Source organism: Actinoallomurus liliacearum, assembly GCF_039542035.1.
Classification (GTDB): domain Bacteria; phylum Actinomycetota; class Actinomycetes; order Streptosporangiales; family Streptosporangiaceae; genus Actinoallomurus; species Actinoallomurus liliacearum.
Genome location: NZ_BAABHJ010000002.1, coordinates 192,393 through 216,584, shown reverse-complemented (window position 1 = coordinate 216,584; position 24,192 = coordinate 192,393). Strand labels below are relative to the sequence as shown.

General features: G+C 70.4%; 26 protein-coding genes and 1 pseudogene. 15 read left to right on the top strand and 12 right to left on the bottom strand.

What is annotated here, in order from left to right:
* Nucleotides 1-31: 31 nt before the first annotated feature.
* The gene (locus tag ABD978_RS03520; protein ID WP_345348140.1) at nucleotides 32-250 is read right to left on the bottom strand and encodes a hypothetical protein; all 219 of its coding nucleotides are present in this window, start codon (nucleotides 248-250) and stop codon (nucleotides 32-34) included.
* On the opposite strand from ABD978_RS03520, the gene ABD978_RS43740 reads away from it, so the two are divergent.
* Nucleotides 240-584, top strand: a complete 345-nt coding sequence (locus tag ABD978_RS43740; protein WP_425550665.1) for a helix-turn-helix domain-containing protein — start codon at nucleotides 240-242, stop codon at nucleotides 582-584. The two genes, ABD978_RS03520 and ABD978_RS43740, sit on opposite strands and share 11 nt — an antisense overlap.
* Here ABD978_RS43740 and ABD978_RS03515 read toward each other — a convergent pair.
* Nucleotides 505-3,720, bottom strand: coding sequence for an ATP-binding protein (locus tag ABD978_RS03515; RefSeq protein WP_345348137.1), 3,216 nt, complete (start codon nucleotides 3,718-3,720; stop codon nucleotides 505-507). The genes ABD978_RS43740 and ABD978_RS03515 overlap by 80 nt on opposite strands.
* A gap of 102 nt (nucleotides 3,721-3,822) precedes the next feature.
* On the opposite strand from ABD978_RS03515, the gene ABD978_RS03510 reads away from it, so the two are divergent.
* The 3 genes from ABD978_RS03510 (at nucleotide 3,823) to ABD978_RS03500 (ending at nucleotide 6,317) form a co-directional block, all read left to right on the top strand.
* Complete coding sequence (locus tag ABD978_RS03510; protein ID WP_345348134.1) at nucleotides 3,823-4,461, top strand: hemerythrin domain-containing protein; 639 nt, start codon at nucleotides 3,823-3,825, stop codon at nucleotides 4,459-4,461.
* 35 nt (nucleotides 4,462-4,496) lie between these two features.
* Nucleotides 4,497-4,934, top strand: a complete 438-nt coding sequence (locus ABD978_RS03505) for a DUF4267 domain-containing protein (RefSeq protein WP_345348131.1) — start codon at nucleotides 4,497-4,499, stop codon at nucleotides 4,932-4,934.
* 72 nt (nucleotides 4,935-5,006) lie between these two features.
* Entirely contained in the window at nucleotides 5,007-6,317 is a 1,311-nt protein-coding gene (locus ABD978_RS03500; RefSeq protein ID WP_345348128.1) for an FAD-binding oxidoreductase, read from the top strand.
* A 55-nt stretch (nucleotides 6,318-6,372) separates the two neighbouring features.
* Here ABD978_RS03500 and ABD978_RS03495 read toward each other — a convergent pair whose 3' ends face one another.
* Entirely contained in the window at nucleotides 6,373-7,503 is a 1,131-nt protein-coding gene (locus ABD978_RS03495; RefSeq protein WP_345348125.1) for a coiled-coil domain-containing protein, read from the bottom strand.
* 116 nt (nucleotides 7,504-7,619) lie between these two features.
* Here ABD978_RS03495 and ABD978_RS03490 point away from each other — a divergent pair, with 116 nt between their 5' ends.
* Nucleotides 7,620-7,853 carry a Tn3 family transposase gene (locus tag ABD978_RS03490; protein ID WP_345348122.1) on the top strand — a complete coding sequence of 78 codons (234 nt, stop codon included), beginning with the start codon at nucleotides 7,620-7,622 and terminating at the stop codon, nucleotides 7,851-7,853.
* 363 nt (nucleotides 7,854-8,216) lie between these two features.
* On the opposite strand, the gene ABD978_RS03485 is transcribed toward ABD978_RS03490, so the two are convergent.
* Nucleotides 8,217-8,915, bottom strand: a complete 699-nt coding sequence (locus ABD978_RS03485) for an SDR family NAD(P)-dependent oxidoreductase (protein ID WP_345348119.1) — start codon at nucleotides 8,913-8,915, stop codon at nucleotides 8,217-8,219.
* 114 nt (nucleotides 8,916-9,029) lie between these two features.
* Between ABD978_RS03485 and ABD978_RS03480 the strand changes: the two genes are divergently transcribed.
* A complete protein-coding gene (locus ABD978_RS03480) occupies nucleotides 9,030-9,926 on the top strand; it encodes a helix-turn-helix transcriptional regulator (RefSeq protein ID WP_345348116.1) in 897 nt (298 codons plus the stop codon).
* Nucleotides 9,927-10,210: 284 nt separating this feature from the next.
* A complete protein-coding gene (locus ABD978_RS43735; protein ID WP_425550676.1) occupies nucleotides 10,211-10,408 on the top strand; it encodes a helix-turn-helix domain-containing protein in 198 nt (65 codons plus the stop codon).
* Between the two features lie 91 nt (nucleotides 10,409-10,499).
* Here ABD978_RS43735 and ABD978_RS03475 read toward each other — a convergent pair whose 3' ends face one another.
* Entirely contained in the window at nucleotides 10,500-11,282 is a 783-nt protein-coding gene (locus tag ABD978_RS03475; RefSeq protein ID WP_345348113.1) for an SDR family NAD(P)-dependent oxidoreductase, read from the bottom strand.
* Nucleotides 11,283-11,393: 111 nt separating this feature from the next.
* Between ABD978_RS03475 and ABD978_RS03470 the strand changes: the two genes are divergently transcribed.
* Both ABD978_RS03470 and ABD978_RS03465 read left to right on the top strand, forming a co-directional pair.
* The gene (locus tag ABD978_RS03470; protein ID WP_345348110.1) at nucleotides 11,394-11,801 is read left to right on the top strand and encodes a winged helix-turn-helix transcriptional regulator; all 408 of its coding nucleotides are present in this window, start codon (nucleotides 11,394-11,396) and stop codon (nucleotides 11,799-11,801) included.
* Between the two features lie 68 nt (nucleotides 11,802-11,869).
* Nucleotides 11,870-12,289: a formylglycine-generating enzyme family protein gene (locus ABD978_RS03465; protein WP_345348107.1), complete on the top strand. Its 420-nt coding sequence runs from the start codon at nucleotides 11,870-11,872 to the stop codon at nucleotides 12,287-12,289.
* A 96-nt stretch (nucleotides 12,290-12,385) separates the two neighbouring features.
* Here ABD978_RS03465 and ABD978_RS43730 read toward each other — a convergent pair whose 3' ends face one another.
* On the bottom strand, nucleotides 12,386-12,493 hold the full coding sequence (locus ABD978_RS43730; RefSeq protein WP_425550675.1) for a Tn3 family transposase: 108 nt from the start codon (nucleotides 12,491-12,493) through the stop codon (nucleotides 12,386-12,388).
* Here ABD978_RS43730 and ABD978_RS03460 point away from each other — a divergent pair.
* Nucleotides 12,493-13,174, top strand: a pseudogene (locus ABD978_RS03460) (DNA glycosylase AlkZ-like family protein). The gene ABD978_RS43730 and the pseudogene ABD978_RS03460 overlap by 1 nt on opposite strands.
* Here the strand turns inward: ABD978_RS03460 and ABD978_RS03455 are convergent.
* Nucleotides 13,069-13,923 (bottom strand): helix-turn-helix transcriptional regulator, encoded by an 855-nt coding sequence (locus ABD978_RS03455; protein ID WP_345348104.1) that lies wholly within the window; start codon nucleotides 13,921-13,923, stop codon nucleotides 13,069-13,071. The pseudogene ABD978_RS03460 and the gene ABD978_RS03455 sit on opposite strands and share 106 nt — an antisense overlap.
* 189 nt (nucleotides 13,924-14,112) lie before the next feature.
* Here ABD978_RS03455 and ABD978_RS03450 point away from each other — a divergent pair, with 189 nt between their 5' ends.
* The gene (locus ABD978_RS03450; protein ID WP_345348101.1) at nucleotides 14,113-14,874 is read left to right on the top strand and encodes an SDR family oxidoreductase; all 762 of its coding nucleotides are present in this window, start codon (nucleotides 14,113-14,115) and stop codon (nucleotides 14,872-14,874) included.
* Nucleotides 14,875-14,899: 25 nt separating this feature from the next.
* Here the strand turns inward: ABD978_RS03450 and ABD978_RS03445 are convergent, their stop codons facing one another.
* The gene (locus ABD978_RS03445) at nucleotides 14,900-16,033 is read right to left on the bottom strand and encodes an FAD-dependent oxidoreductase (RefSeq protein ID WP_345348098.1); all 1,134 of its coding nucleotides are present in this window, start codon (nucleotides 16,031-16,033) and stop codon (nucleotides 14,900-14,902) included.
* 108 nt (nucleotides 16,034-16,141) lie between these two features.
* Here ABD978_RS03445 and ABD978_RS03440 point away from each other — a divergent pair, with 108 nt between their 5' ends.
* The gene (locus tag ABD978_RS03440; protein ID WP_345348095.1) at nucleotides 16,142-16,903 is read left to right on the top strand and encodes a TetR/AcrR family transcriptional regulator; all 762 of its coding nucleotides are present in this window, start codon (nucleotides 16,142-16,144) and stop codon (nucleotides 16,901-16,903) included.
* Between the two features lie 215 nt (nucleotides 16,904-17,118).
* On the opposite strand, the gene map is transcribed toward ABD978_RS03440, so the two are convergent.
* On the bottom strand, nucleotides 17,119-17,886 hold the full coding sequence (gene map, locus ABD978_RS03435) for a type I methionyl aminopeptidase (protein ID WP_345348092.1): 768 nt from the start codon (nucleotides 17,884-17,886) through the stop codon (nucleotides 17,119-17,121).
* Between the two features lie 52 nt (nucleotides 17,887-17,938).
* Between map and ABD978_RS03430 the strand changes: the two genes are divergently transcribed.
* Nucleotides 17,939-18,256 carry a helix-turn-helix domain-containing protein gene (locus ABD978_RS03430; RefSeq protein ID WP_345348089.1) on the top strand — a complete coding sequence of 106 codons (318 nt, stop codon included), beginning with the start codon at nucleotides 17,939-17,941 and terminating at the stop codon, nucleotides 18,254-18,256.
* 73 nt (nucleotides 18,257-18,329) lie between these two features.
* On the opposite strand, the gene ABD978_RS03425 is transcribed toward ABD978_RS03430, so the two are convergent.
* On the bottom strand, nucleotides 18,330-19,574 hold the full coding sequence (locus ABD978_RS03425; protein ID WP_345348086.1) for an MFS transporter: 1,245 nt from the start codon (nucleotides 19,572-19,574) through the stop codon (nucleotides 18,330-18,332).
* 102 nt (nucleotides 19,575-19,676) lie between these two features.
* Between ABD978_RS03425 and ABD978_RS03420 the strand changes: the two genes are divergently transcribed.
* A complete protein-coding gene (locus ABD978_RS03420; RefSeq protein WP_345348084.1) occupies nucleotides 19,677-20,762 on the top strand; it encodes a DUF5937 family protein in 1,086 nt (361 codons plus the stop codon).
* 108 nt (nucleotides 20,763-20,870) lie between these two features.
* Here ABD978_RS03420 and ABD978_RS03415 read toward each other — a convergent pair whose 3' ends face one another.
* On the bottom strand, nucleotides 20,871-21,764 hold the full coding sequence (locus ABD978_RS03415; protein ID WP_345348081.1) for an NADP-dependent oxidoreductase: 894 nt from the start codon (nucleotides 21,762-21,764) through the stop codon (nucleotides 20,871-20,873).
* A gap of 70 nt (nucleotides 21,765-21,834) precedes the next feature.
* Between ABD978_RS03415 and ABD978_RS03410 the strand changes: the two genes are divergently transcribed.
* Entirely contained in the window at nucleotides 21,835-22,476 is a 642-nt protein-coding gene (locus ABD978_RS03410) for a TetR/AcrR family transcriptional regulator (protein WP_345348078.1), read from the top strand.
* A gap of 146 nt (nucleotides 22,477-22,622) precedes the next feature.
* Here the strand turns inward: ABD978_RS03410 and ABD978_RS03405 are convergent, their stop codons facing one another.
* Nucleotides 22,623-24,086 (bottom strand): MFS transporter, encoded by a 1,464-nt coding sequence (locus ABD978_RS03405; protein WP_345348075.1) that lies wholly within the window; start codon nucleotides 24,084-24,086, stop codon nucleotides 22,623-22,625.
* Nucleotides 24,087-24,192: the final 106 nt, after the last annotated feature.

Sequence of the window (24,192 nt, the reverse complement as noted above, 5' to 3'; positions counted from 1 at the left end):
ACCAGCAGCCGACCTCTATCCGAAGGCTCGATCAGCCGATCGGTGGTGCGAGGTATTCCAGCGCATAACCGTCGCCGGAGGAGGTTACGCGGGCGATGCCGGGTGAGTCGAGGTGGGCGCCGGCTACGAAGTGGTGTGGTCGGGTCAGCTGTTCGAGGAGCGCCGCCCGCGCGGCGCGGGCCTGGGACTGGTCGCCGTCGAGCTCCCAGGACACGTTCGGCTGATCGGTCAGCCGGGCGATGCTGTCCAAGGTCGAACGCGGTGAGAAGAGCCCGACGATCGGCGTCGCCTCTAGGATCGCCCACGCGCTCGACGCGTCCCTCTCGGACCTGATCGGTGCGCCGGCTGCTGCCGAGTCTGGTGTGGCCATTGTCATGCGCGAGAACGATCGCCCCGTTTTCCGTGACCCGGAAACCGGCTTCGAGCGGCACATGGTGCGAATACATCATGGTCATCTCGCGCAGGACCTGATCGGCCGCAGCTTGCGGGCCTGGACAAAGCCGGCTAAGCGGTCGTTCGCGACCGGGCCTCGGCGGCCCAGGAGGGTGCGTTCCATTGGTCGGCGATGGTGGCGGCCTGGGTGAAGTGAGCGGCGGCCTCCTGGTCGCGGCCGAGGAGGATGGCCAGCTCGCCGAGGGTGTGGGCGACCGGGCGCAGCGCCACCGACATGCTCGTGGCGCCCGCCGGGGGGCCGTCGCGGTACGGAAGCAGCGTCGCGTAGATCTCCTCGGCGGCGTCGCGGTCGTTCAAGGCGACGAGGGCCATCGCGCGCAACGTTGTGAGGAAGGTGAAGAAGAAGTCGGGGCGGATCGGGCTGGGTGACGCGCGGACCTCGCGGGCTTCGGCGTCCAGGCCGTTGGCGTGGAGGGCGAGCGCGAGCAGGTCGGAGGTCATGGGGCCGAGCGCGGCGTGGAGGGCGCGAACGTCGTCCAGGTGCGCCCCAAGCGTGCCGTCGTTCAGCCAGATCGTGGTCAGGGCGAGTTGGAGAAAGCCCGTGGCGTGCACCGATCCGATGCGCCGCATGCCCTCGTCGGCCTTGATGTAGAGGAGTTCGGCGTCGGCGAATCGGCCTTCGATGAGCGCCAGGGTCGCCAGCGTGATCTCGGCGACGGCGATCGCCTCGCGCATTCGGTAGGTGCGCGCGAGTTCCAGGGCCTCGGTGGTCACCTGGCGCATGGTCACCGGGTCGTTGGCGGCGGCGGCGCCGGAGGCGTGGTTGAGCAGCCCGGTGACGCGGTAGACCGGTAGGTCGTGCTCGGTGCCGATCTCCACGAGTTCCCGGCAGAGCTCGGCGTCGCCGTGGACTCGGGTCAGGATCTGGAGTGCCGCGGCCCGCAGCCGGGGTTCGGTGGCGAGGTCGAGTGCCTCCTGCGCCGCCTCCAGGACGGTCGGGTCGTCCTCGCCGACCAGTTCGTTCGCGTACGCCGTCAGGAGCCGGGACCGCACCGGAGGGGCCAGTTCGCGCTTCAGCAGGCGGCTCAGGCGGTCGACGACGGGCCGGTCCACCGTGCCGTACGTACGGGCTTGCCAGGCGGTCGGCTCTGTCCACGCGGTGAACGCGGCGATCATCAGGTCGTCGCGGCCCAGGGACTCTGCGTACTCCACGGCTTCACGGCGTGTCTCGCGGGCGGCGCCGACGGCTCCCGCCCGGATCTGCGCGCGCAGCAGCCTGCCGAGCAATTCGACGCGTTCGTCCGGTCCGGTCGAGTTGGTGACGGCGTCGGTGAGGAGGTCGGCCGCCACGTCGTGGGCGTAGCGGGCCTCGGCGAGCTCGGCGGCCCGGACGCAGTAGCCGACGGCCTTCGGTGAGCCGGCGCGCGCGTAGTGGTGGGCCAGCGCCGCGATGTCGTCGGTGCCTTCAAGAGCGGCGGCGATCCGGGCGTGCATCCGGGTGGCACGCAATCTGCTGAGGTCGGCGACGAGCGTGTCCCTGACGAGGGCGTGGACGAAGCGGATGTGGCCTGGGCCGGGCTCGTCGAGGAGCCCGGCGATGACGCCCGCGTCCAGCGCGTCCATCACGCCGTCCTCGTCGGTGTCGGCGGCCTTGACGAGGACGTCCACTGAGCTTTCCCGGCCCGCGACCGCGGCGAGCCGGAGGATGGACACGCCTCCCTCGGGCAGGCGCGTGAGCCGGCGGCGGAGGACGTCCCGTACGCCTTCGGGGACCTCGGAGAGGGCGACCAGCGCGCCTTCGCCGTTCAGCAACCGGGCGCTTTCGCGCACGTAGAACGGGTTGCCGCCGGTGCGCTCGGCGATCCCGGCGATGGTCTCCTCGTCGGCCGCGCATTCGTTCCGTACGAGCTGCGCGACGGCCTCGTCGTTCAGCCCCGGCAGCGCTAGGCGGAGGGGCGTGGCGCGCGCGAGGGAGGCCAGCGTTTCGGTGAGGTGCCCGCTCTCGTCCGCGCGGTACGCGGCGACGACCAGGATCGGGGCCCGCAGGCCGAGGCCGCCGCCGAGCAGTTCCAGCGTGGCGGCGTCCGCCCAGTGCAGGTCGTCCAGCACGACGGCGACCGGGCGTACCGTGGCGACCGCCGCGAGCCATTTCCACACGGCTTGGCGCAGCCGGAACCGTCCGGCGGTGGGGTCGGCGTTCACCGGCTCGGTGTCTGTGAGCAGCGGCGCGAGGGCGTCCGCGAACTCGCCTGGGGACGTGGTCGCGGCGACGGCTCTCAGCGCCTCGGTCCAGGCCCATGCGGGCGGCGCGCTGTCGACCTCGGGGCAGTGGCCGGCGGCGACCAGCCATCCGTCACGTTCGAGCCGCCTGCCGAGGTGTTCCAGGAGCGTCGACTTGCCGAGCCCGGCCTCGCCGGTGACAAGGGCGATGCGGGCGCCGTCGGTGGCGGCCTCGGCGGCGGCCGTGACCAGTGCCGACAGCTGTGCCTCACGTCCGACGAACGGCGCCTCGTTGATCGGAGCCGGCCGCGACAGCGGTGCGGTCGGCGGTGGCGGGGGCACGGTCTCGCGCATGACGTCCGTGCGCTGGGTGAGGATCGCCTCCTCCAACGCCGTCAGGTCCGGGCCGGGGTCGAGCCCGAGCTCCTCGGCGAGGATGCCGCGGGCGCGGCGGAGCGTCGCCAGCGCGTCGGCCTGGCGGCCGCTGCTCCACAGTGCCAGGGCGTGCAGCCGCCAGCCTTCCTCGCGGAGGGGCTCGTCGCGGGTGAGCCGCTCGGCCTCGGGAACCACCGCGGCGGGGTCGCCGATTCGCAGTCCCGCCGCGACGTGCAGTTCGGTGGCGCCCAGGCGCAGCTCGTTGAGCCGGGCCGTCTCGGCGGCGGCCCACGGCTCGTCGGCGACCTCGGCGAACGCCGGTCCCTGCCACAGCCCCAGCGCCTCGGCGAGCCGAGCCCGGGTGGCGCGCGGGTCGGTGTCCGTACGGGCCTGGTCGAGCAGGTCCTCGAACCGCCACGCGTCCACCGACTCCGGCGGCAGCCGCAGCGCATAACCGGGCGACGCACTCACCAGCAGCCGGGCCGGCGTGCGCGGCGGACGTCCGGGCTCCAGCAGCCGGCGCAGGTTGGACACGTACGCCTGCAAGGACATCAGCGCCCGCGCGGGCGGCTCCCCGCGCCACAGATCCTCGATCATCCGGTCGACCGGCACGACCTGCCCACGCGCCGCCACCAGCAACGCCAGCACGCCCCGCTGCCGCGGCCCGCCGAGGTGAACGGTCTCACCGTTCACCTCGGCCGCGAACGAACCCAGCACCCGGACGAAAACCATGATCCGCACATCGTACGTGGACTGGTCCAAGTCACCTCCAAGTCCCCTCCAAAGGCCCGGGAGCAGCCTGAACACATCGCAACCGATGAAGGGCAAGAACAGATGAGCGTCAACACCCAGGACATGGAGATCGTCCACCGCGTCTTCCGCCGTGAGTCACGGCTGCTGGTGGAACTCGTCGCGGCCGTCACCCCGGGTGACACCGCTCGCGCCACGGTGATCGCGGACCACTTCCGCGACTACCGGCTGGGCCTGCACCACCACCACGAGGGCGAGGACGAATTGCTGTGGCCGCCGCTGCTGTCCCGGGTGGACTTGGAGGCCGACATCGTTCTGCGCATGGAGACCCAGCACGAACGCATCGCGGCCACCCTGACCAGGCTGGACGCCGCGGTCCCCGCCTGGGAGGCCACCGCGGGCGCCGACGAACGCGACACCCTCGTGGCCGCCCTCACCGAGCACCGCGCGGTCCTGCTGGAACACCTCGACGACGAGGAGGCCACCCTCCTCCCGCTCGCGGCCAAGCACATCACCGAACAGGAGTGGGCCTCCCTGGGCGACCACCTGGTGAACAACACTCCCAAGCTCACCCTGCTCACGCTCTTCGGCGCCGTCCTGGAAGACGCGAACCCGGCCGAGCGCGCCCTCGTCCTGCGCGGCCTCCCCACCCCGGTCCGCGTCATCTGGCACGTCATCGGCCGCCCCCGCTACGCCCGCCACATCCGCCGTGTCCGCGGCTGAACCCTGCCCAGTCTGAACATCAGAGGAGAAGAACCATGTCGCTGAAGAACGTCAACACCGTCCTGGCCACCGCCGTCGTCCTGTTCACTCTCTACCTCGGGGTGTCCTTCGTCCTGACCCCCGAGACGTCCGCCCCGGGCTTCGGCCTGCCGAACTGGCCCTCTGGCGACGGCGGCGGCTTCCTCATCGTGAAGGGCAGCCGCGAACTCGCGATGGGCCTGGCCATGGGCATCCTGCTGGTGAAGGGCCACCGCCGCGCCCTGGGCTGGGTCCTGCTGATGGTGGCCGTCGCCCCGTTCGGCGACATGGTCAACGTCCTGGCCCACCACGGCTCCATGGCCGCCGCGTTCGGCATCCACGGCCTGACCTCGGCGCTGATCGCGGTCACGGGCCTGCTGATCCTCCGCGAGACCGGCAAGGCGCGCAAGGCCCAGGAGGCCGCCGCCCCAGCGCCCGCCGCGCAGCCCGCCTGACGTTCTGCACGCGCCGAAGGGGTGGACGGTACTCCTTCGCATTCTCTGAGAACTCGAAAAAGGGAGACGACGATGACGATCAACGATCTGCGCGGTGTGCTCAAGGGGCGCGTGCTCCTGGCCGATGACGACGGCTTTGAACAGGCGGCCACCGCGTGGAATCTGACCGTTAGGCAGCCGGTGGCGGCCGTGGTGGAGGCCGCGGATGCCGATGACGTGGCGGCGCTCGTGCGTTTCGCGCGGCGGGCGGGTATGACGGTGGCCGCGCAGCCGAGCGGGCATGGCGCCTCGGGTGATGTGGAAGGCCTGATCCTGTTGCGGACCGGCCTGCTGAACGAGGTGGAGGTACGCGCGGAGGAGCGCGTGGTCCGGGTGGGCGCGGGCGTGAAGTGGGGGCAGGTGCTGGCGGCGGCCGGTCCGCTGGGTCTGACCGGCCTGTCCGGCAGCGCGCCGGGGGTCGGCGTGACCGGCTACACCCTGGGCGGTGGGGTCGGCTGGTTCAGCCGCAAGTACGGCTTCGCCTCCGACAGCGTGCGGGCCATCGACATCGTGGACGCCGATGGCGAGCCGGGCCGGGTGACCGCCGAGTCCGATCCCGAGCTGTTCTGGGCGCTGCGCGGCGGTGGCGGGGACTTCGCGGTGGTGACCGCCCTCGAACTCGAGCTGTATCCCGCGCCCACCATGTACGGCGGGCGCATCATCTGGCCGGAGCACCGGACCAGGGAGGTATACGACGCATTCCTGGAGATCACCGCCGAGGCGCCGCGTGAACTCAGTGTCTGGATCAACCGGTTCCAGCCACCCGGCGCGTCGGCGATGGTGACGCTGGATCTGGTCTACCTGGGTGAGGCGGCTCAGGGGGAGGACCTGCTGGCGCGCATCGACAAGGTCGGGGGCGCGATCTCCGACAGCCGCGGTGTCGTCCCGGTCGCCGACCTGGGGGACATCACCGCCGAGCCCACCGACCCGACCCCCTCCATCACTCGTGCGGAGTTGCTCACCGGCCTGGACGCGGACGCGGTGGAGCTCCTGCTGGCCAAGCCGGTCGAACCGCTCGTCAACGTGCAGATCAGGCACCTGGGTGGGGCGCTCGCCGAGCCGGGCGGCGGGGCCGGCGCGAGCGGCGCGGTGGTTGAGCCGTACCTGCTGGGCCTGCTGGGTCTCGGCCTGCCGCACGTGGCCGGTGCGACGCGTGCCAAGCAGGCCGAGGTCGTGGCCGATCTTGAGGCTTACATCAGCGGCCGCAAGCCGTACACCGTGCTGTCTCCTGGTGAGACGGCGGCGAAGTCCTTCTCCGGCAGCGCGCTCGCGCGGCTGCGGGAGATCAAGCGGGCCCGTGACCCGCACAACGTGTTCCGCGCGAACTACCCGGTGCTCGGATAGATCGGTTCCCCGCAGGTCGCGGCCCCTCCGCCTACCGGGGCGGCGGGGCCGCGAATCAGTCTCGATGTTCCTCTCGGGCCCGTCCTTGTTCCTCGTGGCGGGCGCGCAGCTCGGCGGTGACGGCGCGTTCGCGCTGGGCGTCCGCGTCGGCGCGGGCCGCAGCGCGGTCGCGTTCCAGGTCACGGACACGGGCGTGTTCGGCGCTCAACCGCAGGCGCGCCTCCTCCAGCTCACCGCGCAGGCGTTCGGCGACCGCTCGGGCCTCGGCGGCTTCGGCGCGGATCCGGTCCGTGTCCGCGAGGGCCGCGTCCCGTACGGCGACGGCGGCGGCGCGCTCGGCGTCGGCGGAGGCAGCCCTGGTCTCGGCACGCTCCCGGCCGGCCTCGGCGACCTCCGCCCGAGCGTGGGCGGCCGTCCGGTCCCGGTCGGCCTGTACGGCGACGGTCCGCGCCTCGGTGAGCTCGGCCCGAACCTCCTCCAGCCGGGCGCGGGCCTGTTCGGTCTCGTCTTCGGCGCGCTGGGCGGCGGCCAGGGCCTCCGCCTGCGCGCGCCGCGCGGCCTCGGCGTCCTGCCGGGCGCGTTCGACCTCGGCTCGTGCGCGCTCGACGTCTTCGGCGGCGGCCCGGCGGATGTCCTCGATCTCCTGAGCGGCCCGCCGAGCCGTCTCCTCGGCGGTGTTCTCGGCCTGACGCACCAGGTCCGCCGCCTCCGCCTGGCCGCGCTCGGCCTCCTCCGTCCGCTGCTCGGCGGCCGCGGCGCGGGCGTCGGCGTCCGCGGCGGCCTGCTGGGCCTGCTCGGCGAGCCGGGTCGCCTCTTCCCGGGCCGCCATGGCGGCGGCCACCCGGGCCTGCGCCTGCGCGCGCTCGGAGCTCAGCCGGGCCTCGACGCCGCGCGGCGACAGCTCGGACTCCAGCGCGGACGCGAGGGGAGCGATGGCCGCGGTGAGGCCCTGCTCCATGCGGTCGTAGAGGTCCTCGGCGCGGGCGAGCGCCCCTTCGAGACCGGGCACCGCGCGGCGCAGCTCGCGGTCGCGTTTGGCGCGGGCCTGGCAATCGCCGTCCGGACAGTACGCACGCGGTCGGCCGCGTCCGGTCCGCTGGGGGACCGGACGTCCGCAGTAGCGACAGGGCCGCTCCGCCGGCTGTGTTTCGTCCGCGTCGGCGTCTTGGGCGCTCGAGGTCGTCACAGCGACACTCTAGCATTTTCTGTTTTTCTGTTTCCGAAAAATAAGAAGTCATAGAAAAACACGTCGCCAACCCACGGGAATGATGATTCCCGCAAGTTACGCTGAGCCACGGGAGCGTGGTGCTGTGGACGACCCGGTACCTCGACGCCGCCGTCGACCAACTCCGCGCCGAGGGCCACGAGATCGCGGGCGAGGACGTCGCCAGGCTCTCCCCGCTCAAGCACCGCAACCTCAACGTGCTTGGCCGCTACAGCTTCACCGTTACCGTCCCGGCCGCCGGTGCCCTGCGGCCGCTGCGCGACCCGGACGCGCCCGAGCTGGACGAGGACGACGACGGCGGGCAGGAATGAGTGTCAGGAGCCGACCAGATCATTCCGATACGGGCAGGCACTCGGCGAGCAGGTCGACGATGTCGCGCCAGGCCCGCTGCGCGTGCCGTGGATGGTGGCCGACGCTTCCGGCGTTCCGATCGGCTCCCGGCCTTTCTGCTGGAGCACGAACGCGGCGACAAGGGGGGCTGCCATCAGGAAGACGGCGGAGACGCAGAACGCCGTCCGGTATCCGTGAACCTGGGCGGCGAGTGCTGTCGCCTGATCGTTCGTCTCGCCTTCCAGCGCGTTGCGGTCGAGGGCATCGGTATGGAATCCCTTCCGGGAAGTGGCTGGGCATCCCGGTCCTGCTGTCGCAGGGCCGGGAGTCGGGAACTGGCGGGTTCAGGACCAGGCGATCTCGCCCTCGCGGGAGACGAAGCGTCCGGTGCCGGCGCCGGGCCCCTCGGTGGCGAGGGCGACGATGGCGTCCGTGCCTTCGGTAACGGTTTGGGTGCCGCTGTGGCCGTTTATGTCGGTCGCGGTGTAGCCAGGGTCGGCGGCGTTGACGCGGATGCCCTTGAGCCCCTTGGCATACTGCGTCGTCAGCATCGTCAGCGCCGCCTTCGACGCGGCGTACAGCGGTGCGACGACCTGCGACTCGGACCGGGCGGGGTCGTGGGTGATGGCGAGGGAGCCCATGCCGCTGCTGACGTTGATGATCACGGGGTCGTCCGAGCGGCGCAGCAGTGGCAAGAACGCGGTTGTGGTGCGGACGGCGCCGATGACGTTGACGTTGAGGACGGCGTAGGCGTCGGCGGCGGTGAGGTCGCCGGGATCGCCGAACGGGCCTTGCACCCCGGCGTTGTTGATCAGGACGTCGATCCTGCCCTCATGCCTGGCGACGTCCGCGGCCGCGGCGGCCACGGATGCGTCGTCACTCACGTCGATAGGGACGTAGCGTGCGCCCAGCGCGGCGGCGGCCTCCTCGCCCCGCTCGCGGTCGCGTGCTCCCACGAGCACGATGTGACCGCACGCGATCAGACGGCGGGCGGTCTCGCGGCCGATTCCCTTGTTGGCTCCGGTGATGAACGTGATCGTCATGTCTTCGATGGTTCCGGGGCTGGAGGACGCCAACCAGGGAGACTTCGACGGTAGGAAGGGCAGTACCACCGTCGCGTCCGCCCCGGCGACCGGAACTGCGGAAAGATGTGAACCATGACGGCAAGACCCAGAACCGGACTGGGCGCGATGATCCGCACGTGGCGCGACCGGCTGCCACCGTCGGCAGCCGGCCTGTCAGCGGCCCCGGGACGCCGCGCGGCCGGGTTGCGGCGCGAGGAGCTGGCCGAGCTCGCCGGGGTGTCGGTCGACTACATCGTGCGCCTGGAGCAGGGACGCGCCACAACGCCCTCGCCGAGCGTGGTGGCGTCTCTGGCGCGCGCCCTGCAACTGTCCGACGCCGAGCGGGACCACCTGTATCGGCTGGCCGACCTGGTCCCACCGACGCACGGCACAATCTCCGACCACCTGCCACCCGGCATGCAGCGGATGCTCACCCGGCTTGGGGACGTCCCGGCCGCCGTTTTCGCGGCCGACTGGCAGCTGATCTGGTGGAATCGCAGCTGGGCCGCGCTTCTGGGCGATCCCGCAGCGTCATCGCCGCGACTGCGCAACTTCGCCCGGGACAGATTTCCGGTGAACGGAAGCCCCGCCCGTCTCGCACCATGGCCGATCACCGAAACGGACCGGGACGCCACCGACGCCGCCATCGTCTCCGACCTGCGCCGCGCAACCGGACGCTTCCCCCAGGATGCGCGCCTTGCCGCTCTGATCCGCGAACTGAATGCGGGCAACGAGAGATTCGCCGCCATGTGGGCGACCGGACAGATGGCCGCCGCGCACCGCGAGGACCACAAGACCATCGACCACCCCCTGGTGGGGCCTGTCACGGTCGACTGCGACACCCTGACCGCCGGCGACAACGAACTCAAGATCGTCATCTGGACGGCCGCGCCCGGCAGCGAGGATGAGACCAAGCTCCAGCTCAGCACCGTCGCAGGCCCTCCGGCCAGCCCGTACACGTGCACGGGCGAGCGGCGAAAGACCACCTAGTCCGGCATTCCGGGACGGCGGAGCCCGCTGGCTGGCTGCGAGGAGTTGTCGATCGGACCATACCGATGTTCCCCAAGGCCGAACTCGCCCGTGTCGGGGGCGGTTCATCACAGGAGCGCTGACCTGGGGTCGGCGTGGGTCCGAGGAAGGGGTGCGGCCGGAATACGGAAGAAAGGGGCCGCGGGCAGCAGTCGCTGGAGCGGCGTATGAGGCGTTGGCGTCCTTGAGGGTTTTGTGGACGACACCGATGGAGACCTTGACCCCGGCGGCGATGGTGCGGATGGATTCTCAAGGGTCGCTCGCCCAAGCTGAGCGGGCGACAGCAGACCGAGCTGGTGCGCACGCATGCCACCGGCGAGTACACCGTCGCCGACCTGATGGAGGTCTTCTCCATCGGGAGGGCGACGGTGTACCGCACTCTCGAACGCGCAGGAGCCCGCCCAACAGCCGTAGGCATGTCGGCCAGCGGAGCTCGGACATGAGCGCACCCGCCTCATCAGCGCGTTCCCCGAGCTGCGCGACCTGGTCGACTTCATCAACCTGGAGTTTGAGCCGCACTCCCTGTTCTGAGGCTCACGAAGGCGTGGGGAACTGGGCCGGCAGGCCGTCCAGCAACTGGCTCAGCAGCGGGTATCCGCCATCGACGGGGATCACCTGGCCGGTGACCGTGGCGAACGCGCCGTCCACGAGCGCGGCGATCGGGCGAGCCAGGTCCTGCGGCCGCAGCATCGTGCCGGTCACCGACCGGTCGCCGAAGTGGCGCCGGATGCCATCGGTGAACACCTCAGCGGTGGCATCGGTACCGACCCCGCCAGGGGCGACGGTATTAACGGTGATGCCGTCCCGTATGGCCTCGCCGGCGACCTGCCGGGCGAAGGCGTTCAGGGCGGCCTTGGCCGTGGAGTGGGCGGCGCTGCCGATGATCAGCTCGGCCGCGGTGGCGGAGACGTAGACGATCCGGCCGGACCGCCGTTGCCGCATGATCGGCAGCACCCGCCGGGTCAGGTGGTAGACGCCGGCCAGCTCGACGCTCACCTTGGCCGCGAACGCCTCCCACGGCACATGCTCCAGCGGGCCGAACGGCGGCGCCGCGGTGTGGGCATTACCCACCAGCACGTCGATCCGCTCGTGCTCGGCGACCACCCGGTCCACCAGCATGGTCACCTGGGCCTCGTCGGTCACGTCGGCCTGAATCGCCTGCGCGGCGCCGATCTGCTCGACCACCAGCTCCGCGGACTCGGCGTCGCGCAGATAATTGACGATCACGTGATAGCCGAGCCGGCCCAACTCGCGCGCGGTCGCGGCCCCGATTCCCCGGCTGGCTCCGCTGACCAGCGCCACCTGCTTGCTGTTCATCTGTCTCTCCTGACTCGTCGGTGCGAAGACGCGAGAGACGCTAGGTTCTGGGCTTACTCTTTGTAAGTACGTACCTTGTGGTAAGCCCTAGAGATAGCGGTAGGTGAGCAGGTGGATGAGAGCGACGCCCAGTGGATCAGTGACACGTTTCACAACGATTGTCCCGGGCGAGAGGTGATGGAGCATGTCACCGGACGGTGGGTGCCCCTGATTCTCGCCGCCCTGACGCCTGGGCCAATGCGCTTCTTCGAGCTGCGCCGACGCATCGAGGGCATCAGCGAGAAGATGCTCTCCGCCAAACTGCGGACCCTGGTCCGCGACGGGCTGGTAGAGCGCACCGTCGAGCCGACCACCCCGCCGCAGGTCAGCTACGAGCTGACCGAGTTGGGCCAAGGCCTGTCCCGCCCGTTCGCCCAACTGGTCCGCTGGATTTCGGCGCACACCCCCGAGGTCATCGCGGCCCAGCAGCGCTATGACCACAGCGGGAATCCTGCGGGTCGGGTGATTCTGAGTCAGTAATGATCCTGGGCCCCTTCGGGGAACCGCACGGCGGGAGCCCGCCGCGGGCATGGTGGGATTGGGCGATCATGGAACGCGAGTCAGCCGTCGGCCTGATGGACATCCCCGGCGGACAGGTCGTGCTGCGGGACGAGGGCACGAAGCGGAGCTGGGAGGTCGAGGTCGCGGCCTTTCGGCTCGCCGCTCACACGGTGACCTGGGACCTGTACCGGGAGGTACGCGGCGAAGGACCGGTGGTGGACGCCCGGCCGCGCACGCCGGTCACCGACGTCTCCTGGAGGGAGGCCGTCGAGTTCTGCAATCGTCTCTCCCGGGCGGCGGGGCTTCGACCGTGCTACTCCGGAGGCGACGACGTCGACGGGCAGGACGTCGTCTGGGACCGCGACGCCGACGGTTACCGGCTCCCGACCGAGGCGGAGTGGGAGTACGCCTGCCGGGCCGGGACCACGGGCGTCCGGTACGGCGAGCTGGCCGAGATCGCCTGGTAGGGGGTTGAGGAACATCGGAACGAAAACCGGCGCTAAGGCGCCGTCGCTCCTGGTGAGCGTCCGGCGGGCAGCAGGAACTGTACCGGCCCAGCATGTTCAGGCCCGCACCGCGCCGGTGTGGATGGAACCGATGATCCGCAGCACGTCCTCCCAGTTCCGCTCGATGCGCTCCAGATCGATGCGGCCGCGGGCGGCATCTAGGATTGTGGACCCGTCTCCAGGACTTCGCGGCGGACGAGCTTTCGACGCTGACCGAGCAGCGTCAGGTGGTACGGCTGCACCTGATGCGCAACACCGTGCATCTCGTCAGCGCGCGATTGCCTGGACTGGCGCCCGCTGTTCCATCCGCTGCACGCCGCCCGGTTCAGCGGGCACTTTCGCCACGGTACCCAGGGAGTGAACCGGGACGCGCTGCTCAGGCAGGCGAAGCGGCTGCTGGAGGAGCAGCCGCGCACCCGCGCCGAGCTCGGCAAGCTGCTTGCGGAACACTGGCCAGACGCCGATCCGAACGCGCTGGCGTACGCGGCGACGCATCACATCGCGCTGTGCCAGGTGCCACCACGGGGCGTCTGGGGCAAGAACGGTCCCGCGGCATGGGCACCGGTGCAGAGCCGGCTGGGCACGCCGCTGCGTTCGGTACCGGTGGACGCGCTGGTACTGCGCTATCTCGTCGCGTTCGGTCCGGCGCATGTCGCGGACATCCAGGTGTGGTCCGGGCTGACCTGGCTGCGCGAGGTGGTGGAGCGGCTGTCACGCCGGCGTCAATCCAGGCGGCCGGCCTACCGCGACTTTTCGTTCCGATGCTGGTCGACCCCCGACTCGGTGTGTGAGAGCGCGGCGAGGAGCCGCAGTTTCTCGTCGCTGTCGCTGTCCTTGTCGGGGTAGTAGACGACGAGGATGACGTCGTCGATGGGGAGTTTGTCCCGGTGGAGGCGTAGTTCACCGACGACGGGGTGGTGGACCGTGGTCGTTCCTCCGTCGAGAGTGCGCACGTCGTGGCGGGCCCACAGGGTGCGGAACCGCTGACTGGACAGCGCGAGTTCTCCGACGAGCTCGACGAACCGGGGGTTGTCGGTGTCGTCCCCGATGGTGGTGCGGAGGGCGGCGATGAAATCGGCGGTGGCTTTCGTCCAGTCCTGGTGGAAGGCCTGTTCCTCGGGATCAAGGAGGAGAGAACGAAGCCGGTTCTGGCCGGGCCGCAGGCGGGGGGAGAGTGCGACGGCCATGGGGTTGGAGGCCAGGACATCGAACGCGCGCCCTTCGACGAACGCGGGGATCTGAAGGTGGGCGAGCAGCTCGTGCACCCGCGCCGGTACGTGCTCGGGCCGCTTGCGGCGCGGCGCCCTGGGGCGTGCCGCCGCGAGGCCGAGTAGGTAGGCCCGCTCTATGTCGTCGAGCTGCAGGACCCGCGCGAGTGATTCGAGGACCTGCGGTGAGGGATTCTTGTCACGGCCCCGTTCCAGGCGCAGGTAGTAGTCAGGACTGATTCCGGCGAGCAGGGCGACTTCCTCACGGCGCAGGCCGGGCACACGGCGGTTGCCGCCGGGCGGGAGTCCTGCCTGCGTCGGGGAGACCAGCTCACGCCGGGCACGAAGGTAGTGGCCAAGCCGGTTGCCGGATTCCTCATCCTTCATACCAACACCGTAATGCGGTGCGCGTATCTCAGAGGGGGCCCTGCCAGGACCAGGGAAGAGGGGGGCCCTGCCACACCCAGCGGATGTCGTCAAGACTGCGATGGCACTGTTTTGAAAGAGACAGAGGACACCGCTGTCTGCGCTGCGGGCCTGAACGCCGCCGGCGCCCTGGACTGAAGGGAAGATCTCGTGGATCTCTCCAACCGCACCGTTCTCATCGTCGGCGGGACCTCGGGTATCGGGCGGGAGCTGGCCCGGCGGTTCGCCACGGCGGGCAGCACCGTGGCCGTTGGCGGCCGCAACCCGGAGGCGCTCGCGGAACTCGCCGGGGAAGGTTTCGGCACGTTCGGTATCGACGTCACCGACAGTTCCTCCGTCGCCTCTCTCCGCGACGCCGTGCTCGCCCGGTACCCCGGGCTGGACACGGTGGTGACGATGTCGGGCGTCATGCTCCTGGAGGACCTGCGCGACCCCGCGCACTTCGAGGCGGCAGAGACGGTGATCGACACCAACCTGGTCGGCACCATCCGGATCATCGACGCCTTCACCCCGCACCTGGTCCGGCGGGGCGCCGGCACCTTCATCACCGTCACCTCCGGCATCGCCTTCCTGCCGTTCCCGCCCATGCCCAGCTACGCCGCGTCGAAGGCCGCGGTGCACGCCTACTCGGAGGCACTGCGCGCGCAGCTGGACGGCACCGGTGTCGGCGTCGTCGAGCTCGTCCCCCCGGCCGTCGCCACAGCAGACCAGGAAAAGGTGAACCCGCACGCGCTGCCGCTCGACGACTTCGCCACCGAGGTCATGCAACTGCTCTCAGAAGACCCCACCCCCCACGAGGTCCTCGTGAAGGGCGTCCTCATGCACCGCTGGGCCGAACGTGACGGCACCTACGACGACCTCGTCGCACAGCGCTCCCAGGCCCTGGCCATGCTCCCCAGCCGCGAGGGCTGACACCCTTCCCCGGGAGGCTCTGAACCTATACCGGCTCGGGTCGTTCCGGGTTCGGGGCGAAAGCGGGAAGCGCGGCGAGGCTGTGGCGCACGGCCTCGCCCCCGTACTCGAACATCTGCCGCTCGTAGTCGCCGACCGCGCCGAGGAGGTCTTGGCGGCGCTCGCCGGCCTCGATCAGGCAGCGGCGCAGCAAGTCGGCATCGCGCAGGGCGGTGTTCGCGCCGTTGCCGCCGGTCGGGGAGGTGGCGTGGATGGCGTCTCCGAGCAGTGTGACCGGACCGGGCGCCCAGCGCTCGCGGGGCTCGACCACCCGGATGGACAGCAGGGTGCTGTTGTCCGGGTCGGCCTGCTCGATGAGCGCCTGCAGGTCCGGATGCCAGCCCTCCATCCTGGACAGCACGGCCTCCTGCGCGGTCGGGGCGCCGAGCGAGCCGTTCGGTGGCAGGATCATCGCCCAGCGCACGTAGTCGCGGATATCGGGGAGGGGCACCTCGGGTGCCAGTTCCTCGGCCGCCTGCTTCGGCGGGGTACGGAAACGCATCGCTCCGAGCATCAGGCTCACCCCGGCCCCGGCAATCTTCGAGCCGAAGGCCGGCTCCAGGGTGGCAAAGCGCTCGGTCAGCGGCGTACGGCCGATGACGAACCGGGTGCCGGTGTCGGTCGCGGTGGTCTGCGGCGAGAGCACCGCACGGACGGCGGAGCCGACCCCGTCCGCCCCGACGAGCAGGTCGGCGGTGGTCGGGTCGCCGTGCGCGAACCGGGCTTCGACCTTGCCGTCGTCCAGCACGTCGTAGCCGGTCAGCTCGGCCCCGGTGCGCACGGTGAGTCCGGTCAGCAGCAGGTGCCGCAGCACGTGCCGGTCGATCACGATCCCGGTCCTACCGGGGCCGAGCTCGCCGATCCGGTTCAACTGCGGGTCCAGGATCAGCCGCTCGGCATAGGCGTCACCGACGATCGCGTCCAGCAGCGGGTGCCAGCGCAGCGGCAGACATCCGCGCAGCGCCTCGAACCCCATCGGGCTCAGCACGAGCCGGTAGCCCTGGAACCGCGCGGTGATCGCCGGGTCCCGCTCGTACACGTCGGCCTCGATCCCGGCACCACGCAGACCCTGCGCCAAGCACAGACCTCCCAGACCGGCTCCGACCACGGAAACTCGCATCACACACCTCCTGAACAAGATTTTCCGAGCAGATACGAACTTAGTTCTGCATGAACGATCTAAGCTCTACTTGGAGAACTTAGATCGTGTCAAGCTATAGTGATCGGTATGCCCTCCGATCCCTGGCAACGCCGAGCAGCTCGTCACGCCCAGCCCGCTGGGGAGCCCTCAGCGGCGTCACCACGCAAGAAGCCCATCACGGTCGACCGGATCACCGACGCCGCCCTGCAGGTCGTGGCCACCGAGGGCTACGACGCACTGACCATCCGTCGAGTCGCCGCGGTACTCGACACCGGGCCGTCGTCGCTGTACGCGCACATCGTCAACAAAGAGGACATCGACGATCTGCTCGTCGGCCGGCTCTGCTCCGAGGTCGTGCTGCCCGAACCGGACCCGGCCACGTGGCGCAAGCAGATCCTGGACGTGTACGCGCAGATCCGCGACCAGTACCTGAAATACCCCGGAGTCTCCCGTGCCGCGCTGGGCGTAGTCCCGACCAACCTCTCCACGTTGCGGGTCAAGGAAGGGCTTTTGGCGATCCTGCTCGCCGGCGGAATCGAACCGCAGAGCGCCGCCTGGGTGCTCGATGCTCTGTCTCTCTACGTCAGCGCCTACACCTTGGAGCAGTCGTTGGTCCAGCAGCGGCGCAGACACCCGGACCAGGAATGGGTCCTTGGTCGCGAGGAGCTGATCCGCCGGTTCACCGCACTGCCGGCCGACACATTTCCGCAGACCCGACGCTATGCCGCTGAGCTGACCTCCGGCACCGGACACGACCGGTTCGAGTTCACCCTCGGACTGATAATGGACAACCTCACCCGGGCCCAGCCCCAGCCCCAGCCGACGCCGGCATCCGACACCGCCGGATGAACGCCGCAGCCCGAGGCGGGTCTGTACTGGTGTAACTCCCGGTCATGGAAGTCGCACCTGATGAGTGACCAGCGACGGGCTACTGGTCCTGCCGGTGTAGTGCCGCCATGGACGGGCGGGCTGTCCTTCGGCTTGATGAACGGCGGACATGCCCCCAGCCGGGCCCTGACCTCGAAGCCGGTCTCAACCGAACCGCGGCCCTCTCCCCTTGGGCATCAGGGGAGGGTCAGGATGACCGGCCCGTCGTCGGTGACGGCCACCGAGTGCTCGACGTGGACCGTACGGCTGCCGTCACCGCTGCACAGGGACCAGCCGTCCTCGGCCATCGTGTAGTCGTCATCGCCTCCGGCCATCAGGCTCGGCTCGATGGCGATGACCATGCCGGGGCGGAGCCTCAGGCCGTGCCCTCGACGGCCCTCGTTGGGTACGAACGGATCCTCGTGCATGGCCCGCCCGATGCCGTGGCCGGCGAAGTCGTGCTGGATGCCGTAGCCGGCCGCGCGGCCGATACGGGACATGGTCTGGCCGATGTCGCCAAGCCGCGCGCCCGGCACGGCCTTCTTGATCCCGGCGGCCAGCATGTCCTCGGCCGTCCGGATCAGGTCGCCGTCGCCCTGGCGGGCCCGGCCGACGCAGAAGCTGACGGCGCCGTCGGCATGCCAGCCGTCGATGTGGGCGCCGCAGTCGATGCTCAGCAGGTCGCCGTCACGGAGCCGATAGCCGGTGGGCAGGCCGTGCAGCATGACCTCGTTCACCGAGGTGCAGATCACGCCGGGGTAGGGAGTGGCGCCGAACGTCGGGTGGTAGCCGAGGAAGGACGATCCGGCCCCGGCCTCGTGCATGATCTGGCGGGCCAGCTCGTCGAGCTCACGGAGGGACACGCCGACCGACGCGTACGAACGAACCTGTGCGTGCACCGCCGCGACGACCCGGCCGGCCTCCCGCATCACCTCGATCTCGGTGGCGGTCTTGAGCTCGATCAACTCCTGCCTCCTTCTAACTTCCGATAACTATACCGGTATTAGTATTGGGCACATGGTACGGGAACCGTTGTCGATCGCCGACCGCCTGCGCGGGGAACGGCTGGGCGACCTGCTGCGCGAGGCCAGGGGTTCGCGCAGCATCACCGACGTGGCACTCCAGGCCGGGATCTCCCCGGAGACTCTGCGGAAGATCGAGAGGGGCCGCATCCCCACACCGGCCTTCTTCACGGTCGTCTCCGTCGCCGGGGTCCTGGACCTGTCACTCGACGCGCTGCTGGTCCAGGTCAGCCCACCCGGCACGGCCGCCGAAGCCGCGGACGAAGCCATCGCTGACACTCCGGCCGAAGGCGGGCATAGAGCTGCGGGATGATGCCCCGCCGCCAGAAGGCAGCCGGAGAACGTCCGCCGCTACTTCAAACCCTCCCCGGAGGCGATCGCCGAGCTCACGAGCCTGCTCGCGCCCGGCGGCGGCAACCGCTGAACCGCGTTCCTCGATCCTTATCGGTGGCAACGGCGGAGGCGGAGAGGAGCGTCGCAGCGGCGAGGCCGCCCCAGAGGGCGGCCGAGCCATGGGAGGCGAGAGCGGTGATGACCGCAGGGGAGACGGCGAGGCCGAAGCCCGTGGAGAGCTGGAAGCGGGCGAGGGCGCGTCCCAGGACATGAGCCGGGGCGAGAGCGGTGACGAGCGCGGTGGCGCTGCCGGCATAGATGATCTCGCCGATGGTGCAGACCACGGACACCGCGGCGACGGCCGGGGTACCCCAGCCGTGTCCCAGTGAGGTGGCCGCGAGGAAGCCGAGGTAGGACGCGGCGAGTACCACGCCGGCGAGAGCCAGCACGGTCCGCCGGGAGAAGCGGGATATCAGGACGGTTACCGGCACCTGCAGGGTGACCACCAGCACCGTGTTCGCCACGAAGACGGCCGCCGCCCACACCGGGGACGCGTGGAACTGCGTCACCAGGACCAGAGGGATCGCGATCTCGGGGACGTTGAGGCAGAAGACGTAGACCACGTTGGCGGCGAGTAGCGCGAGCATCCGGGGCGCGGGCTCGTCGTCCCGGTCCTTGGCCGGGGCGGCCTCCGCTGGATGTGCGTGCACGTGGACCGACCACGCCAAGGCGGCTGCGGCAAGGTAGGCGAGCGCAGTGACAACTGCCAGCGCCCGCAGTGCGGTGGTGCCGCCGGCCAGGCATACGGTGGCAAGGAGTGCTCCGACGCCCAGGGCGGCGTTGCGCAGGGCGCGGGCCCCTGCGAGGGCGGTGTCGCGTTCTCGTCCGTCGGTGACCGTGGCCACGAGCGCGGCGTGGGCGGCCGGCCATGCCTGATTGCCGATGCCGAGGAAGAGTGCCGCCGTCGCAAAAAGCCAGATGTGCCCCGCCGGGGCGGCCAGTAGCAGCGCCACGCCCAGCACCCGCACCAGCATCGATGCCGCCACGACCGTGCTACGTGCGCCGTGGTCCAGCCATCGGCCCACCGCGGGCATGCACACCAGACCCGCGACGATGCCGACCGTCATGGCGGTGCCGGTGACCGGCGCGGACAGCCTCAGTACGGTCACGCCGTAGAGCAGCAGAAAGGGCCGCAGCAGGCCGGTGCCTAGCGCGTCCACGGCCAGGGCGACGGCATAGCGGGGGCCTCCGGAGGCGCGAACGAGGGCGCGGGGCTGGATTCGGGTGATGGTTGCCATGGCGTCAGACGATGCGTTCGGCCACTGAGGCAGGGCACGTCGGTTGACGCACATCGTCAATCGACGCCGTCGCCAGGTTGTCCGGGCGGTGATGATGGGGGGATGACGCTGAGGATCGACATCAGCGGTCTGCCGTCCGAGCGAATGCGGTTCGCCGCCTCCCCACTGGCCGAGCTGACCGCGATGCTGCACGTGCTGGCCGAACCCGGTCACCATCCGCAGTTCGCCGGTTGGGCCGCGGACGTCTGGGCCGGGCTGCGCCCGGAGCTGGCCGAGCGGCTCAGGGAGGCGGAGTTCCTCTGGCGTTCTTCACAGGCCGACTTCCTGATCCCCGCGCGACCCCGGCTGACCCTCGCCGAGGAGCTGGACGACGTGGACCGGATCGACGACGAGAAGTACGTGACCGCAGCGCTCGTCACCACCTGCGGCAGCAACCGGGTCCATTTCTTTGGGGCCTCGCCGCTCACCGATACGACCGCGCGCGAGCGGGCCCTGGACGTGGCCCAGGCCCGCGGCGCGCTGCAGGAGGCCTTCGCGGAACGGCTGCTCGCGGACCCGGCCGCGGTGCGGGCGCGGGTGCGCCACACCCTCGAAGAATGCGCCGAGGCGTTCTTCGACGGCGCCTGGGCGGACGTCGCGGTGCAGCTCGCCACCGATCTGCGCCTGAAGAACGAACTGCTCAGGCGCCAGGGCATCGGGGCGGCACTCGCCTCGGTCTCCGGCGCGGTCACCCTGGCACCGGACGGCGACTGCATCATCGTGGACAAGGTGCAGGACAAGGCGACCGCCGCCCGTGGCACCGGGGTCACCTTCATCCCCAGCGTCTTCGGCCGCCCGCACCTGGTGGCGGTCCACGCGCCCGGGTGGCATCCGGTGGTGCAGTACCCCGTCGCCGAGCCGAGTCCGGCGGAGCCGGTCTCACTGGAGACGGTCACCCTCCGGCTGGAGGCGCTCGCGCATCCGGTACGGCTGCGGCTACTGCGCACCCTGGCCCGCGGCCCGCACACCACCGGCGAGCTGGCCCACTTCTGGGAACTCTCACCCCCCGAGGTGTCCCGCCACCTCGCCGTCCTGCGCCGTGCGGGCCTGCTCACGGCTCGGCGGCACGGTCGTTATGTCCGGTACACCCTCAATCTGCCCGATCTGACGGCGCTGGGGGCCGACCTGCTGGCGGCCGTACTGCGCTGAGTAGAAGACCTGCAGCCATCCCTGCCCGGCAGGCTCGGCGGTGGGAGGCATGTTCACCACGGCCGAGGAAACCAGCCTGCCGGGCTGTGCAACTGCGCAGGAAATGGCTCAGACGATTATGACCCGGCGTCCGCGCGTGTGACCGGCATGGCTGTCGATGTGCGCCGCCGCGGCCTCGGCGAGCGTGTACGACTTCTCGACCGGGATGTGGAGCCTTCCCCGCGAGATGAGGCCGGCGGCCTCGGCGAGCGCGTCTGGGACGCTCCCGGGCACGCCGGAGAATCGGACCCCGAGCTCCGGAGCACCGAGATCGGCGATGGAGATCACCTTCTGCGGATCCCCGGTCAGCTCGACGAGCTCGCGGATCACGCCCGAGCCGGCCAGGTCGAGAGCCGCGTCGACATGGCCGAGCTGTCGCACCCGCTCGACCCAGCCCTCGCCGTACGTCGTGGCGACGGCACCCAGGCTGCGCAGATAGTCCTGGTTCGCGGCCCCAGCCGTGCCGATCACCGTGATGCCGCGGTCGCGGGCGATCTGCAGCACCGCCGATCCGACTCCGCCGGACGCGCCGCTGACCAGCAGCGTCTGCCCGGACCGCACACCGACCTGGCGGATGATGCGGAGCGCGGTCTCCACTACGGAAGGGTACCCGGCCGCCTCTTCGAACGTCAGGCCCTCGGGCATCCGGGCCCAGGCCGACAGCACGGCGAACTCGGCATAAGTGCTCGAGCCTTCGCCGAACACGTGGTCGCCGACCTCGACACCTTCGACGCCCTCGCCGACCTCGTCCACCACCCCGGAGGCGTCGAGCCCGACTCCGGAGGGCAGCTCGATCGGATGGGCTTTCAGTCTTTGGCCTTCACGGATCCTCCAGTCGACGGGGTTCACCCCCGCCGCCCGCACGGCGATGCGTACCTGACCGGGGCCCGCGTGGGGCTCCTCGGCGTCGATGAGTTGCAGAACGTCCGGACCGCCGAACTCGGCGAAGCTCACTTTCTTCATGCGGCCGACCGTAGCACTAACGGTTAGTGTTTTGGAACCGCTACGTATTTGCATCTGGTAGCATTAAGGTATGACCGTGCCGCTCGGGCGCCGTGAGCGCAAGAAGGCCGCGACCCGCCAGAAGATCGCCGATGCCGCCCTCCGGCTCTTCCTGGAACGCGGGTACGACGCGGTGGGCATCCGTGACGTGGCCGCTGAGGCCGACGTGGCCGTCACCACGCTCTTCTCCCACTTCGCCTCGAAAGAAGCCCTGGTGTTCGAGCAGGACGAAGACTTCGAGCAACGCCTCACGCGGGCGGTCACCGGCCGGGCCCCCCACGAGTCGCTCATCCCCGCGCTGCGCCGCGAGATCCAGGCCCTGGTGCGGCATTGCACGGCGGACAGCGCCGCCCCGATCTGGCGCATGATCGACGGATCACCCGCCCTGCGGGAGTACGAGGAGTCGATGAGACTGCGCCATGCAGAGTCGCTGGCAACGGCCATCGCCGCCGATCCCGACCTGCCGCAGAGCACGACGGCCTGCCGGACGATCGCGAGGTTCGCGATCGACGCCTACTCGCTGGCCCGCGAGGCGGCCGATCCGGAGGCCGCGGTGGACGAGATCTTCCTGATGATCGAGGCGGCCTGGGAGGTCGCCCGCCCTTCTCGCCATGCGCGAGAAGCCGTTCCTCCAGGTAGGGCAGAGGCCGGTCGGGCTGTCACGAGTCGTTGAACGTTTGTGGTTTTCGATTCGTCAGGGATCGCATGTCGACGCCGGTGGCCTGTTCGATCGCTTAACCGGTCGCGGACGCGATGGCGGAGGGCGGGATGGCGATCTCGTCGCACTGGCCGTCCTCCGCGCTCACCCGCTACGGCCGATCACCCAAGGGTCTGGTCACCATGGTCGGCGACCTCCGCCAGCGCGAGATCGGGTTCACCTCCCCGCACGAATGACTCGACACGATCACCCCCGGCGGCCGCGGTCGCCTCGCGGCGTTCGGGCAGGTGGATGAGGCGCCAGGCGATCAGCGCCGCAGCGAGGTAGGCGGCGCCGACGAGGAGGAAGGAGAGGGCCGCTCCGGCGGTCCAGTCGGGGGAGCCGGCCAGGACGGCGCCGATGGAGGCGATGCCGATCAGGGAGCCGATCTGCCTGTTGGCATTGAGGATCGAACCGGCGGTGTTGGCGTGCCGGGTGCCCGTCGCGTCCACCATGGCCGCCGTCATGGCGGGGGAGATGATGCCGCCCGCGATGCTGGTAAGGCCGAGGGCGACGGCCAGCATCCAGTACGGGGTGGAGGGCGAGAGGGCGACCAGGGCCAGCGAGGCGGCCCCCGCGACCACGAGGGGAACAGTGAGGAGCGGGCCGGCCGCGACGCGCACGGAGATGCGGGCGAAGGCGATGTTGCTGAACGGGATGAAGATCGTGAGAGGCAGGATCTCCAGCCCGGCCTGGAGCGGGCTCGCGCCGCGGGCGTGCTGGACGTACAGGCCGATCACGAAGAGCGAGCCGTAGAACGCGGCGTTGAACAGGAAGCCCACGGCGTTGGCGCCGGTGAAGCGGGCCCTTCGGAACAGCGTCCAGGGCATCACCTGGTTGTCCGTCCGGTACTCGCGGCCGATGAGCAGGACGGCGGCGAGCGCCGCGGCGGCGACGGCGCCGATCACCGGGGCTGCGGCCCAGCCGAGCTGCGGTCCCTCGATCAGCGCGAAGCTGATGCCGGCCAGCAGGACGATGACGGCGCCGTGCCCGGGGGCCGCCAGCGGCCGGGCGTCCCCGCCGGCCCCGGCGATGTGCCGGCGGGTGAGGAGCATGCCCGCGATGCCGATCGGCACGTTGATCAGGAAGATGCTGCGCCAGCCGAACGCGCCGACCATGATGCCGCCGGCCGTCGGGCCCAGCGCCATCGACGAGGAGACGATCGCCGACCAGACGCCCAGCACCTTGATGCGTTCGCGCGCGTCCGGGAAGGCCCGCACCAGGAGCGCGAGCGAACTCGGCATGAACAGCGCCGCCCCGGCCCCCTGCAGGAGCCGCGCCCCGATCAGGACCTCGATGCCCGGCGCCAGTGCGGAGGCCAGTGACGCGACACCGAAGATCCCCATGCCCCACATGTAGACCCGTCTCGCGCCCACCCGGTTCGCCAGGCCGCCGGCCAGCATCAGCAGGGCGGCGAAGGTGAGGACGTAGCCGTCCACGGCCCAGGTGAGCTGGGAGAGGGAGGCGTGCAGGCGTTCCTGGATCGTGGCCCCGGCGACCTGCATCACGGTGGTGTCCAGGCTCGCCATGAGGAACCCGGCGGCCAGCGCCGTGATCTTCATCGGGCCTGGCGGAATCTTGGGCATGATCGACCTCGCACTTCTCAATCTAAGTGGACGCTTTGCGTCCGGATCGAAGACGCTAGTGCAACCGGAGGCGATCTGTCCACTTAAACGGACTGGGTCGGTCCGC